The sequence below is a fragment of the Streptomyces sp. NPDC030838 genome (assembly GCF_055572035.1).
On the sequence record NZ_JBVIED010000001.1, the window covers coordinates 1,068,097 to 1,081,444 of the forward strand.

At 69.1% G+C, this 13,348-nt stretch carries 9 protein-coding genes and 2 pseudogenes; 7 read left to right on the forward strand and 4 right to left on the reverse strand.

Translation table 11 applies throughout. From position 1 onward, the window contains the following. Window positions 1–370: 370 nt before the first annotated feature. Window positions 371–688, reverse strand: coding sequence for a hypothetical protein (locus ACZ42A_RS04805; RefSeq protein ID WP_468525681.1), 318 nt, complete (start codon window positions 686–688; stop codon window positions 371–373). A 352-nt stretch (window positions 689–1,040) separates the two neighbouring features. On the opposite strand from ACZ42A_RS04805, the pseudogene ACZ42A_RS04810 reads away from it, so the two are divergent. Beyond that, window positions 1,041–2,090 (forward strand): annotated as a pseudogene (locus ACZ42A_RS04810) (alpha/beta hydrolase); the annotation flags it as partial. A 197-nt stretch (window positions 2,091–2,287) separates the two neighbouring features. Beyond that, window positions 2,288–5,152, forward strand: coding sequence for a helix-turn-helix transcriptional regulator (locus ACZ42A_RS04815; protein ID WP_468525682.1), 2,865 nt, complete (start codon window positions 2,288–2,290; stop codon window positions 5,150–5,152). A gap of 162 nt (window positions 5,153–5,314) precedes the next feature. On the opposite strand, the pseudogene ACZ42A_RS04820 reads toward ACZ42A_RS04815, so the two are convergent. Next, a pseudogene (locus ACZ42A_RS04820) lies at window positions 5,315–6,179 on the reverse strand (catalase); the annotation flags it as partial. Window positions 6,180–6,209: 30 nt separating this feature from the next. Further along, a complete protein-coding gene (locus ACZ42A_RS04825) occupies window positions 6,210–7,658 on the reverse strand; it encodes an aldehyde dehydrogenase family protein (RefSeq protein ID WP_468525683.1) in 1,449 nt (482 codons plus the stop codon). 254 nt (window positions 7,659–7,912) lie between these two features. Between ACZ42A_RS04825 and ACZ42A_RS04830 the strand changes: the two genes are divergently transcribed. Then, window positions 7,913–8,041 carry a hypothetical protein gene (locus ACZ42A_RS04830; RefSeq protein ID WP_468525684.1) on the forward strand — a complete coding sequence of 43 codons (129 nt, stop codon included), beginning with the start codon at window positions 7,913–7,915 and terminating at the stop codon, window positions 8,039–8,041. After that, on the forward strand, window positions 8,038–8,340 hold the full coding sequence (locus ACZ42A_RS04835; RefSeq protein WP_468525685.1) for a hypothetical protein: 303 nt from the start codon (window positions 8,038–8,040) through the stop codon (window positions 8,338–8,340). Before ACZ42A_RS04830 ends, ACZ42A_RS04835 begins: the two co-directional genes overlap by 4 nt. A 984-nt stretch (window positions 8,341–9,324) precedes the next feature. Here the strand turns inward: ACZ42A_RS04835 and ACZ42A_RS04840 are convergent. Then, window positions 9,325–9,879 carry a hypothetical protein gene (locus ACZ42A_RS04840; RefSeq protein ID WP_468525686.1) on the reverse strand — a complete coding sequence of 185 codons (555 nt, stop codon included), beginning with the start codon at window positions 9,877–9,879 and terminating at the stop codon, window positions 9,325–9,327. Between the two features lie 616 nt (window positions 9,880–10,495). Between ACZ42A_RS04840 and ACZ42A_RS04845 the strand changes: the two genes are divergently transcribed. The 3 genes from ACZ42A_RS04845 to ACZ42A_RS04855 all read left to right on the forward strand — a co-directional run bounded on the left by ACZ42A_RS04845 (window position 10,496) and on the right by ACZ42A_RS04855 (window position 13,117). Next, entirely contained in the window at window positions 10,496–11,020 is a 525-nt protein-coding gene (locus ACZ42A_RS04845; protein ID WP_468526140.1) for an alpha/beta hydrolase, read from the forward strand. A gap of 142 nt (window positions 11,021–11,162) precedes the next feature. Further along, window positions 11,163–12,380: an acyl-CoA dehydrogenase family protein gene (locus ACZ42A_RS04850; RefSeq protein ID WP_468525687.1), complete on the forward strand. Its 1,218-nt coding sequence runs from the start codon at window positions 11,163–11,165 to the stop codon at window positions 12,378–12,380. 95 nt (window positions 12,381–12,475) lie between these two features. Continuing rightward, window positions 12,476–13,117: a TetR/AcrR family transcriptional regulator gene (locus ACZ42A_RS04855; protein ID WP_468525688.1), complete on the forward strand. Its 642-nt coding sequence runs from the start codon at window positions 12,476–12,478 to the stop codon at window positions 13,115–13,117. Window positions 13,118–13,348 lie beyond the last annotated feature (231 nt).

A 13,348-nucleotide genomic window follows, 5' to 3' on the forward strand; every position in this document is an offset into this window, starting at 1 on the left:
CCATGCCGGAACGGGCTGTCAGCGGTTCCCATAGGTATGGTGCCCATGGCGGGGCAGGCAGACTTGACTCCCGCATAGGTATCGATTGGCACGAGCGGCACGCGGTTACCGGAAGGGATGAGGTGACCGCTTCAGGGTCATGTCGGGCGATCCGACGCCGCTCAGACGCCCCGTGCTGCCGGATCGCCGGTCCGCCTTTTGAGGCCGCGGCGCGCAGTTCGTGGACGGGCGGGCCCCTGGCTCGCACCCGGTCGGCACGCCGATCCCACGAAGAAGCGATCAGCTCCGCTCGTACCGCTGAGGGAAAGCGAACCGCTCGTGAGACGAACCGAACGGACCGGGATCTCTCGTTCCCAGGTGGCTGTGGATTTCAGAGAGTCCCCAGGGCCGTGTGACGCCGGCCGAGCGCTTCTTCGACTTGGTGTTCGTCTTCTTCGTCACCCAGGTCACCCACGCGGTGGGACCCGACGCGGTGCAGGAGCGCCTGCTGCTGACGCTTGCCATGACCGGCTTCTTCATCATGGGGCTGGATGTGCCTTACGCCTTCACGCCCGAGGGTTGGGCCTTCCCTTTGGCTTATCTGGCCGCCGTTGCCATCCACGGGCTGGTCTGCCTGACGACCGATGCCCTCGGCGCGGCAGGCCATCCTGCGCAACATGCCGGTCAACGCCGCGGCCGGCGTCCGCATACCCACCACAGGCCCGGGGCCACGGCGATCCCCAACGCCACGCCCAGCCCCCCCCCGCAGGCGCCCGGCCTCTCCTCTCCCAGCCGGGCGCCTGCCTGGCGACGGCCCGACCTGCGCGCCCGCCGGATCGCTGCACCACAGCCGGCGACGCCGGTCAGTACGACAGCTGTGCGCGGCAGCAGGCCCGCACTTCCCAGTCATGTGACTGATGCACTGGGGGCTGCGCCGGTGTTTCCATCGCAGGTGATCTTCGCCTCCGCCGGTACCCAGGTGCGCCTCCACGGCTGCGCGGCGCAGGCGCACCGGGCGTTGAGCTTCCGAGTCCGACGCCACCGCCGTAAAGGAGTGTGTGATGTCCGACTCGTCCTCCATCCCTGTGGAGCCAGCGCTCGAACCGGAAGCCCGCGCGTTCGCGGAAGCCACCGCAGAGCCGCCGTACCTCACGGATCTCGGGCCGGTGGAAGGCCGCAAAGCCATGCAGAGAATGCAGACGGCAGGGACGGCGGAAGCGGTACGGGCGGCAGAGGCGACACCTGCCGTGCAAGGCACGCACGGTGGGCAGGAAGGGCGGTCTCGGCAGGCGGGCATGCCCGAAGTGGACGAGAGGTGGATCGCGGTCTCGGGCGGACCGAACGGCAGTGTCGCAGTCCGTATCGTCCGCCCCAAGGGGGCCGTCGGCGCGCTGCCCGCCATCCTGTACATCCACGGCCCGGGCTGGGTCTTCGGCAGTGCGCTCACTCACGACCGACTGGTGCGTGAACTCTCGGTCGGTGCGGGGGCCGCCGCGGTCTTCCCCGAGTACGCCCTCTCCCCGGAGGTCCGTTACCCCGTCGCGCTGGAGGAGTGCTACGCCGTCGCCCGGTGGGCGGCGCACCGAGGAGCCGACCACGGCATCGACCCCATGCGTATGGCCATCGCGGGGGACTCGGCGGGCGGTAATCTGAGTGCGGCGCTGACGCTGCTGGCCAAGGAGCGCGGGGACGTGAGCTTCGTCCAGCAGGTGCTGTTCTGTCCGGTCACCGATGCCAACTTCGACACCGACTCCTACCACCGATTCGCGGAAGGCTACTTCCTGCGGCGGGACGCGATGCGGTGGTTCTGGGACCAGTACGTCCCCGGTGACGCGCAGCGTACGGAGATCACCGTGAGTCCGCTGCGGGCGACCGAGGAGCAGCTCACCGGACTGCCGCCAACGCTCGTCATCACCGCGGAGGCGGACGTCGTACGGGACGAAGGCGAGGCGTACGCGGCCAAGCTGCGTGCGGCAGGAGTGGCGGTAACCGCGACGCGCTACGAGGGCGTCATCCACGATTTCGTCGTGCTCACCCCGCTCTCGTCGACGTCTGCGGCACGCGGGGCGATCACTCAGGCCGTTCTCGTGCTGCGGCAGGCACTGGGCACGACCGGCGAACCCACCGCCGCAGCGCCCCACCGGCGTGTGGCCACCCAACCCTCCCTCTGGACAACGAGGTTGTCCGACTGACCCCCGTCGGACACTATGTCCAACAGAATGTCGTGCATACTGTCTGGGGTCCGCCTGGGTTTTGCGGCCGTGCACAGAGTCACCTCTCCGACACAAAGGATGACTCTGACGCATCCATGACCAGGGCAAGCCTTGAAGTGCAGAGGAAAGTGGTTGTGATCGGTGGTGGCTCAGCCAGGCACAGTGCGACGGGCACGCTGATCGGTCGGGACGGTGACCTCCGTCGGATCCGTGATCTGCTGCGTATCAGGGCGGGCGGCGGGGCGCTGCTGCTGGCCGGCGAAGCCGGGGTGGGGAAGACGGCGGTGCTGGACGAGCTGGCGGGGGCCGCGGAGGCGGAAGGCATCCGGGTCCTCCGCGCCGCCGGCGTGGAGTTCGAGGCAGACTGCAGCTACTCGGGCCTCAATCAGATCCTTTTCCCGTTCCTGGACACCCTGGACGACCTCGACTTGCCTCTCCGTGACGCCCTCCGCGTGGCGCTCGGCTTCGACAGCGGTCGGCCGCCGGAGCGGCTACTCGTCTCCAACGCTGTACTGCGACTCCTCCAGACGGTCGCCGCCGGGGATCCGCTTCTGATCATCATCGATGACCTGCCCTGGGTCGACCGGGCAAGCACCGCCGTGCTGGGCTTCGTCGCCCGCCGGGTGGCCGGCGTCGGGGTGAGCATGCTCGCCGCAGCGCGCCCCGGAGCTCATAGCCTCTCCGAGGGCGGCGCACTGCCCACGTACGAGCTGCCACCGCTCGACGCGGAGTCGGCGGCTCAGTTGATCGGTAGCAAGTTCCCCGCCCTCGCGCGCAATGTGCGCCAACACCTTCTGGCTGTGGCGGGCGGCAATCCCCTGGCGCTGCTGGAACTACCGACAGCACTGCAGCCGGCGCTGGCTGACCCGCCCGCCGTGCTCCCACTCAGCCGGCGCCTGGAGACGCTGTTCGGCTCCCGCGTGACTGGGCTGCCCATGCCGTCCCAGAGTCTGCTGCTGCTCGCGGCGCTGGAAGGGACCGGCGACCTGGGTGTGCTGCAGGCGGCCTCGCGGCAGGCGAACGACGGATACAGCCTGGACGATCTCGCGCCCGCCGAGCGTGACCAACTGGTGCACATCGAGGACAGGACGCGGCGCCTGAGGTTTCGCCACCCGCTGATCCGCTCCGCCGTGGTGAGCAACTCGACCAGCAGCGAACGACGCGCAGCACACGGGGCACTCGCCCAGGTCCTCGTCGACCAGCCCGAGCGCCGCGCCTGGCACCTGGGTGAGGCGACCCTGGAACCCGACGAGGAGGTTGCCGCCCTGCTGGAGCACGCAGCGTGCCTCACCCTGCGTCGTGGTGACGCAAACGGCGGGATGCGGACGCTTGTCCGGGCTGCAGTCCTCACCCCCCAGGGACCAAACCGCAGCCGCCGCCTCGCTGAGGCGGCCTACCTTGGCGCTGAGTCCACCGGCGCACTTCACAGCGCCCGCAAGATCCTGGACGACGCCAGATCCGCTTCCCCGGAGATCGACGAAGGCTCGCTGCACTTCGCCACAGCAGCGGCGCTGCTCGACCTCAACAGCGGCGGTGATGTCGACACTGCTCACCGACTGCTGGTCGCCGTCGTCGAGTCCGCGGCCGAGACCCACAGGTATGACGCCCGCGACAAGGCGCTCGTCGACGCGCTTCACATGCTGGCGGTGATCTGCTTCTTCGGTGCCCGGCATGAGCTGTGGCAGCCCTACTACCGGGTGTTGGAACGGTTGAAGCCGGAGCCCCCGGTCTTCCTGTCCGCACTGGGCAGGACGTTCTCCGACCCAGCGCGCACCGGCGCGGCGGCGTCCGGGGAACTCGACCTTCTGGTCGCGAGCCTTCCCGGGGAGACCGACCCCATCCAGATCAACCGCGTCGGCACGGCGGCCCTCTACCTCGACCGGCTCGGCGAAGTCCGCGAAGCGGCGTGGCGGGTAGTGCGCACGGGACGCGACGGCGGTGCGGCAAGGCGATACATGTCCGCTCTGATCCACCTGTGCCTGGACGACTACCTCACCGGCATGTGGGACGAGGCACTCGACCTCGCCGACGAGGGACTCCAAATCTGCCAAGACCACGGATACAGCGCCTTCGCCTGGTACTTCCATTACGTCAAGTCCATCGTGCTGGGCGCTCGCGGGCATGCGGACGAGAGCCTTGCTTCGGCCGACCGCGTCATCAACTGGGCCGTCCCCCGCGGAGCGCACTGCGCCGCGCACTATGCGCACCATGCGGCTGCGGTGGCAGCCCTGGGACTCGGCGACTTCTCGCTGGCCTACGAGCACGCGAATGCCGTCAGCCCCGCCGGGAACCTCGCGTCGCACAGCCCGCATGCCCTATGGGTGGCGATGGACCTGGTGGAGGCCGCCATCCGGATCAACAGGCCCGAGGATGCGGCCGAGCACGTACGTGCCATGCGGGAGGCACACACGGCCGCCGTGTCCTCCCGACACGCCATGCTGATGGACGCGTCGGCCGCCCTGTGCACCACCGACGACGAGGAGGCGCTACGGCTGTTCGCGCAGGCGTTGGCGACTCCCGCAGCCGAGCGATGGCGCTTCGACTTCGCACGCGTCCAACTCGCCCACGGGGAGCGATTGCGGCGGGTCAGGGCGACGGCCGAGTCCCGGAAGCCGCTGCGCGCCGCGCTGGCAACATTCGAGCACCTGGGAGCGCGGCCGTGGGCCGAACGTGCAGAGAAGGAGCTGCGAGCCGCCGGCTGGAGCAGGCGGGGTTCAGGTGAATCGAAGGCACACACGCTCACCCCCCAGGAGCTGGAGATCGCCCGGCTCGCGGCCTCCGGTCTGACCAACAAGCAGATCGCCGAGCGCCTGTTCCTCTCACATCGGACCGTGGGCGCGCATCTGTACCAGGCCTATCCGAAGCTGGGCATCACGTCGCGCGCCATGCTGCGCGACGCACTCGACTCCGAGGCCACGAGCCGGCGCACCGGCGCTGCCGACGACAGTCCCGACGGCTGAAGCCTCTGCCCGCTGAACCCGCGTCGGGGCCAAATGAAGATCGAAGTGATCCAACGGGCTGCCGACATGCTGTTCGACGTTCCGGACGACGCATACCACAGCTCCGCCGTCTCTCCGTCGATCTGCGCCACAACCTGGACATCGAGCGGGCCCACCGAAGATGCCGCGCAGGGCCTGGACTGCGGCTTCCAGCCTCTTGCCGAAGTCACCGTCCGCCTGGCGGAAGTTGTCGATCGCCCGCTCGGCGATGTCGTCGCGCGGCACCCCGGCGATGCTGCCCGCCAGGTTGTCGATCAGGCGCTCCTTCTCGTCCTCGGACATCAGGTGGTAGAGGTTGCCCGCCTGGACGAAGTCGTCGTCCTCGGCGTGCACCGGCGCCGGGTGGTTGCCCGTGCCGGCCGTGAAGTCCGAGGTGGAGGCCCACAGCGGCCGGTCCGTCTGGAACGGGCCGCCGAAGCTGTTCGGCTCGTAGTTCTTCGCGCCCTTGTGGCGGCCGTCGTACAGGTGGCCGTCACCGGAGTTGGTGCGCGCCTCGTGGCGTGCGGGCGGTTCACCGGCAGGTGGTCGGCGTTGATGCCGACGCGGTAGCGGTGGGCGTCGCCGTAGGCGAAGAGGCGGCCCTGGAGCATCGTGTCCGGGGACGGGCCGATGCCGGGCACGAAGTGCGCCGGCGAGAAGATCGACTGCTCGACCTCGGCGACGATGTTCTCCGGGTTCCCTCGTTGCTCCACTGGAACGTGTGCGAGCCGTAGCCGTTCATGTGGCGGTACGAGGCGGAGATGCCGCGGTCACCGAACAGCCAGGTCACCTGGTGGGTGCTCTCCGGGGTGCCCCCCCCCCCGGGAATCCCACAAGTCGTCGGCTTCCTGCGAGCTGGTGTACGGGTCGCGCTTCTGCGTGTGGATGAAGTCGGGGAACTTGATTGCGTCCTCGACGAAGAACACCGGGGTGTTGTTGCCGACGAGGTCGTAGTTGACCTCCTCGGTGTAGAACTTCAGCGCGAAGCCAGCGGGTCACGGACGGCGTCCCATCAGTGTCGCCATCTCAGTCTCGCCATTTACCGATGGGATCCCGCGTCGGTCGGCAGCTGCCCCAGCACGACCTTGGTCTCCAGGTATTCGTGCAGGCCCCCGGGGCCCCATTCGCGGCCGTTGCCGGACTCCTTGTAGCCGCTCAAGGGAGCGGTCCAGTCGAAATCGGCGTTGTTGATGACCACGTAGCCTGCTTCGATACGGGAGCCGACGTCCGCGGCGTCCGCCGGATCGCCGCCGGTGACGTAGCCGGCAAGGCCGTACCGGATATCGTTGGCGATCTCGACAGCCTCATCCACCGTGTCGTAGGTGATGATCGACATCACCGGCCCGAGGATCTCTTCCTGGGCGATGGTCATGTCGTTGGTGACCCCGGTGAAGACCGTGGGCTTGACGAAGTGCCCCCGCTCCAGGCCATGCGGCTTGCCGAGGCCACCCGTGACCAGGTGGGCTCCCTCATCCAGGCCGGCCTGGATGTAGTGCTGGACGGTCTGCCACTGCTCGGCGGAGATCAGCGGGCCCATGTCGATGTCCTGTGCGCGCGGGTCGCCGATCCTGATGGACTCGATCCGCGGGAGCAGCACGGACAGGAACTCTTCCAGCCGCTCGCGCGGCACCAGGGTCCGACTCGGCGCACTGCAGATCTGGCCATTGTTGGCTATCAGCCAGGTGAGCACCGTGCCGACCGCGACGTCCAGGTCCGCATCGGGCATGATCACCTGCGGCGACTTGCCGCCGAGCTCGCAGGTCACGCGCTTGGCGCTCCGGTCGGCAGCGGCATTCACCTGGAGCGCGGTCTCACCCGAGCCGGTGAAGGACACCAGGGCGACGCCGGGGTGCGACGCGAGTGCATTTCCGATCATCGAGCCGCGACCGGTGACGAGGTTGAAGACGCCTGCGGGGACTCCGGCGGCCTCCAGGATCTCGGCCAGGACGACAGCCGAGTACGGGGCCAGCCGGGCCGGTTTGAGGACGACGGTGCAGCCTGCCGCGAGTGCCGAGGCGGTCTTGTCGGCCGGCTGGAGGGTGGGAAAGTTCCAAGGAGTGATCAGAGCGGCCACGCCGATGGGTTCCTTGCGGATGGGGGTGGCGCCGCGATCTTCGGAGAACGCAAACGTCGTCAGTGCCTGGGCGGCTGCCCGGAACTGGATGATTCCGGCGGCGACATGCATGGAGCGGGACAGCGGAAGCGGGCAGCCCAGCTCGGCGGTGACAGCCTGGGCCATGTCCTCGGCCCGCCGCTCGTACTCGTCGGCGATCCGCTCCAGCAGATCTATGCGCTCCTGGAGAGTTGTCCTGGAGAAGGACGGGAACGCCCGGTTGGCCGCGGCTACCGCCAGGTCGATGTCGGCCTTCCCACCGAGCGCCACCCGTCCGGACACCTCGCCGGTGGCAGGGTCGGTGAGATCGATGACCGTGCCATCGAGGGGCTGACGCCAGGCACCGTCGATGTACAGCTCGGTGTGCTCACGCATGTTGTCTCCCGCAGATGCGCAGTTCTCCGCCGCCACACGGACGTCCGATGTGGCCGAGGCGGCTTCATGTGACAAGGCGCCTTGCGCAATCCATCGTCGGGGCAGGGATCCCGTGCATCCAGGGAGGTCTTTTCCTGGGCAACGCTCCCTAGGAAAGCCAGTACCAGGCACGCCGAGCAGGCTGCTCCCGTTGGCGGTCGTCGATGTGCTGTACGGCCTCCGGGCCGGGCTCTCGCTGCCTCGGTTGCCTCGAGGTGGCGCCGCCGGCGCTGGTCCAGAAGTTCGTCCGCAAGTGGATCGATCCGGGTCGGCACGCGCTGGAGGCCCTCACCGAGGCCCTCGAAGGCGAACTGCGACTGTTCAGCATCAAGGCCAGACGGTGAACCTGGGCGCGTACCTGACCGGGTTCAACGAGACGATGACCGAGACGGCGTTCCGGTGGCTGGACGACAGCCGCGACTTCAGCAAGCGGGCCGACGTGCAGGCTGGCTTCGACGCGCCCATCGGCCTCTCCGACGGGCGGCTGGACCCTCGGGAGATGATCGACGCGGTGATCGAAGTTGCGTCGAACGACAGCGGCAAGTTCCGCAATATCGTGTCCAAGACTGTGGCCAGAGGAGGGTGCGCCCCAGCCGACCGATCACCTCTCGGTACAAGTCGTCGGCGTTGTCCGGCTCACTGAGCAGTGCGCGTGAACGCGCCTCGATTCCGAGGCCGAAGTCGGTCCCGCCGGCGCTGGTGATCGGCGCCGGCCGCGCCAGGGTTTCCTCCGCAAGCTGCATGTTTTCGCTGCGCGAGGCAGCCTCGATCAGCTCGGGCAGCGCCCACATGCAGACGAGGAGACCGGGGGTTTCCTCGCTGGCCCGTCGAGCCGCCGCCAGTGCCTTGTCGTACCGGCCGTGGCCATTGTGGAGGACTGCGGCCACCCAGTGTGCGTAGGACATGGCGATGCCCTGCCCCCGGTTTCGGCCTCGGCGATGGTGGTTTCTATCAGGGGGAGGGCCTGTTCCTCGTTGCCGCGGAACGAGGCCGGCAGCATAGCGGTGTATGGCGCGACACGGCTGCCGGTCGCCTCGCAGACCGCGTCGGCCTCCGCGATCAGGGAAGCGGCCTCCGCGAAGTTGCCCCGCAACACGGAGCTCGTGCCCAGGGCGCTCGGGTCAGTCGGCAGCTGGTCCAGCGCGCCGGCCTCCCGGGCGAGCTTGACTGCCGCACCAGGAGCGCGCGCCAGGTGGCGTCGTCCCACATGGCGCTCGCGGCGGCCTGGGCATGCCAGCCCCACCGGAGCCGGTCCTCAACAGTGACGCCCGTGCCGGTGAAGGCGCTTGCCGGCCGCCGCAGCACCGGTGCCGCGGCGGCCGGCCCGGCGGTGACCAGCAGCGCAAGGCCGTCCCGGACCAGGTCGACCGGACGCGGAGGCTGCGCGGCGGACGGTGGGAGCGCGCCGCGGCGCAGGAGACCTCTACAAGGTCGCCGGCGCCCGCGTAACGTCCGGCGAACAGTGCCGCCATCCACGCGCTCATGTGGGTCTCGCGCGCCAGGTCGAAGTCCAGCGATTCGAGCCGCTCGGCCGCTTCGAACAGCAGCGGCGGCGCGTCCCTGCCCGCGCCGGACGCGAACACGGCCTGCCCGCGCAGCAGGTCCGCCCGAGCGCGTTGCATTTCGGTCAGCGTCCCGGCCTCGGCGGCGGCCAGCAGCTGCAAGGCATGGTCGAACGCACCGGACTGCAGGTTCGCCCGGGCCGCGGCCAAGGTGCGCTCGCACGCAGCTCGCGGCTGTCGGTCGGTTGCGCCGAGCGCTCAAGGAACGCCCCCACCGCGGCCAGGCCCCCGCGAGCCTGCGCCTGGCCGGCCAGCTCCTCCAGTTCGACCGCGACGTCCTCGTCCAGGCCGACCGCGGCCTGGGCGCACTGCCACGCCCGGCGATCGGGATCGCTCTTCGGATCGGTCACCTCCGCCAGCGCCCTGTGCGCCTCCTGCCGTTCGGTGAGGGACGCCGACCGGTGGACCGCCGAACGCACCAGGGGATGCCGGAACCGCACCCGAACCCCGAAGTCGATCATGTCTTCGGCGGCGTCGGCCGCCGCAATGCCGACGCCGTCCCCAAGCAGATCGGTCGCACGCCACAGCAACACCGGGTCGCCGAGCGGCTCAGCGGCCGCGAGCAGCAACAGCTGCCGGGTGTCGGCGGGCAGGCGCTCCCGTTGCCGCTGGAAGCCCATGGAGTGTTCTCATGCGTACTTGGTGCATCACCGGTGCGTCACACGGCTTCGGACTGAGATCGCCCGGAAGGCCCTGGCGAGCGGCGACAACGTGGTGGCCGGCTCGTCGTCAGCCATGGCCGCGGGCACTGCGCCCGCCACGGTCATCAGCGACTATGCGGCCAGCTCCGGGGCCTCCCGGGCGTGGGCCGAGGACACGATCACGCCCAGGCAGGTGATCACGTCAAGGCCGCCCAGGCCGTAATCGCCGCGGTGGACGGGCCCTCCCTGCCCAGCCGCCTCCCTCTCGGCGCGGCCACCATCCACGACATCGAGGCCAAGCTGTCCGCGACGGGGGACGTGCGCCCAGTGAGACGTCATTGTTCGCAGGAGGCTCAGGCACCGACCTCGAAAGACACTGCGTTGGACAGAGTGTCCGATCACCCGTAGGGTCCTCCCGTGATCGCTGCTGGGCGCATCACACTTGTGAGTGATTGGAAAGCGAACTCTTCGTGACTGATGGGGTTTCCCCTCCGACTCTGCTCTTACTGCACGGTGCATGGCACGGGGAACGTGATGCTGGGAGAAGCCGGTCTCGGTACTGCACACCGACGGCTGGCGGATTCGCACGATTGATCTGCCGAGCGCGCTGCAAGAGCTGGGGCTCATCGACGGCCCAGTCGTGGTTGTGGCCCATTCCTATGGGGGCATACCGGTCAGCCAGGCCGTTGCCGAGGCGGGGAACGTCTCGCGCATCGTCTACCTGGCGGCGTTCCAGCTCGATGTCGGTGGGAGCCTCCTGGGCTTCCACGGCGCGCCTGTTTCACCGGAGCGGGGTGATTTCGAGGCCGTGCCCGATGATCCGGTCGAGTGGTTCTACGGTGACGTGCCTCGGCCTAAGGCAGAGGAGGCCGCCGAGCGGCTGGTGCCGCAGAGCTCGAAGTCCTTCAGCGATGCCCTGGCCAGAACGGGATGGCACACCGTCCCGTCGACGTACATCGTCTGCGAGGGCGATCTGGCTCTGCCCGCACAGAGCCAGCAGGCGCTGGCGGCAAGATCCGGCGTGGTCCACCGGATCGCGAGCAGCCACTCGCCGTTCCTGTCCAGGCCGGTGGAACTCGCCACTCTGCTCTCGAAGATCGCACTCGAGTCGGACGGCTGAGTCCCGGGCCGCAGCCTCACACGAGCACTCACCCCAGTTGATCACCTGGCAGCGTCCCCTACCGCCGCCTGCATGCCGACGTACTGGCATGCACAGCGGGAGCGGTCCTGCCCGGCAGGTAACCATGCAGAAGGAGAACGTAGTGAACAGCAACAGCCACCAGGACGAGACCGGTGCGTTGTCCCGGGAAGCGATCAGGGCCGAGCTCGTGGCACGGGCCATCGCTCTGCAGCCGCTGCTGCGGGAGCAGGCAGCGCGTGGAGAGTCGGATCGCGTCCTGCCGGTTGAGGTCGTCGACGCCCTGGCCGAGGCCGGCGTCTTCCGGCTGCTGACCCCAAGGCGCTATGGCGGCTATGAGACCGACCTGCGGACGCTGACCGAAGTGTCCGAGGCCCTCGGGGAGGGCGATGGCTCGGCGGCCTGGGTCGGGATGATCATTTCGGTGACCAACTGGCTGGCGTGTCTCTTCCCGGACAAGGCCCAGGAGGAGGTGTTCGGAACCGATCCGGATGCGCGCGTGACCGGTGTGGCGGCACCGACGGGCATGGGAGAGCGGGTGCCGGGGGGCTGGCGCGTCAGCGGAAAGTGGTCGTACAACTCGGGTGCGCCGCATGCCACGTGGGCCGCGGTCGGCGCACTGCTGAAGGACGACAGCGGGGCAGTCGTGGACCAGGCCCTCGTTCTGATCCCCGCCTCCGAACTGACGGTCGAGGACACCTGGTACACCGCGGGCATGAAGGCGACCGCCAGTAACACCCTGATCGGGCGAGACGTGTTCGTTCCCGAGCACCGTGTGCTGTCGGTTCCCGCGGCCGCGGAGGGCGCCTATCCGCGCGCGTCCCGGGAAGAGGCGCTGTACGGCTCGGCGTTCGGGCCCATGCTGCTGCTCTGCCTGGTCGGACCACTGCTCGGACTGGGCAGGGCAGCCATGCAGGCGGCGATGGAGGCGGCCGCGCAGAAGCCGTTGTCATTCACCGTCCACAGCCAGCAGGCCGACTCGGTGGGCGTCCAGATACAGCTGGCCGAGGCCGCGCTGAAGCTGGAGACGGCCCGCCTGCACACCTTCCGAGCCGTCGACGAGGTGGATCAGGCCGCATCCTCCGGCGGCCCCCTCGACTACGCCGCACGCGCGCACGTGAGGGCCCGGGCCGGCTTTGCTGCACAGCAGGTACTCGAGGCGGTCAGCACCCTGCTGAACGTGCATGGTGCGTCCTCGTTCGCCGACACCAGCCCCCTCCAGCGCATCTGGCGGGATGCAGGCGTCGCCGCGCGCCACGCCGGCCTGGTCCCCGCGGTCGGCCTGGAGGTCTACGGAAAGTCCCTTCTCGGCATCAGCGATCGGGTGAGCCTGATGGTCTGAGCCCCCTCCCCGCGGCTGTGCGCGCTCGGCACGGGGCAGGACGTTGCCGGTGACCTGCTCGGCACACCCTCCGTCCGGTTCCTTAGGATGCCTGTATGGCTTCCACCACCCGACGACCCTCCAATGCGGCCGACCGGCGGGCTGCCCTCGAAAAGCGGATCCTGACCGTGATCGAGGAGTGTCTGCGCGGTGGTGTGACCTACACCGAGCTGAGCGTGGAGCAGATCGCACAGGCCGCGGGGATCTCCCGCTCGACCTTCTATCTGTACTTCCGCGACAAGGCCGACGTGCTGCTCCGGCTGAGCGGCTCCCTCAAGACCGAGAGTTATGCGATCGCGGCGGCCTGGCGGCCCACCGGCCCCGACGGTGGCCTCGACGGCCTGGCCCGTACCTACGAGCTCATCCTGCGGCACTACCGCGAGCATGCGGCCCTGCTCGCGGCGATCAACGAGGTTGCCGCGTACGACCCCTTGGTCCGCGAGGCGTGGACGGCCGACCAGGACCGCTTCATCGACGACCTTGTGACGGTGCTCAAGGAGGAGCAGCGGGCCGGCCGTACCCCGGCGGACATCGACCCCGAGCTCGCGGCCAAGGTGATCGTCCAAGGAGGCGGTCAGGTCATCGCGCAGCAGGTGTCCAACAGCGACGGCAGCGACGACCCCGTCGTCGCTCGCGAGCTGGCGTGTGGCTACTGGTACGGCGTGTACCGCCGCCCCGGAAGCCCGACCGCCGACTGACGACATCGCTGCCTACGGCATCACGACAGGGACGAGGGTGTCCGAGCCGGGGTGACGCTTCGGTCGCAGGGTGTACCCGAACGCGACGATGTTGCCCTGCCACGGATCGAGCGGCCAACCCGAAACCCGGACCTCGGAAAGCGCGACAGCGGATGTCCGGGACTCCGGGCCAGGGACACGGGCATCCGTGGCCACGCCCCGATCGGCCGCACCTGACGCCACCGGCCTCAC

Excerpts from the sequence above, each read along its gene's own strand:
- ACZ42A_RS04805 (WP_468525681.1), bottom strand. The coding sequence starts at position 688 with ATGCGGACGCCGGCCGCGGCGTTGACCGGCATGTTGCGCAGGATGGCC.
- ACZ42A_RS04815 (WP_468525682.1), top strand. The coding sequence starts at position 2,288 with ATGACCAGGGCAAGCCTTGAAGTGCAGAGGAAAGTGGTTGTGATCGGT.
- ACZ42A_RS04825 (WP_468525683.1), bottom strand. The coding sequence starts at position 7,658 with ATGCGTGAGCACACCGAGCTGTACATCGACGGTGCCTGGCGTCAGCCC.
- ACZ42A_RS04840 (WP_468525686.1), bottom strand. The coding sequence starts at position 9,879 with ATGGGCTTCCAGCGGCAACGGGAGCGCCTGCCCGCCGACACCCGGCAG.
- ACZ42A_RS04855 (WP_468525688.1), top strand. The coding sequence starts at position 12,476 with ATGGCTTCCACCACCCGACGACCCTCCAATGCGGCCGACCGGCGGGCT.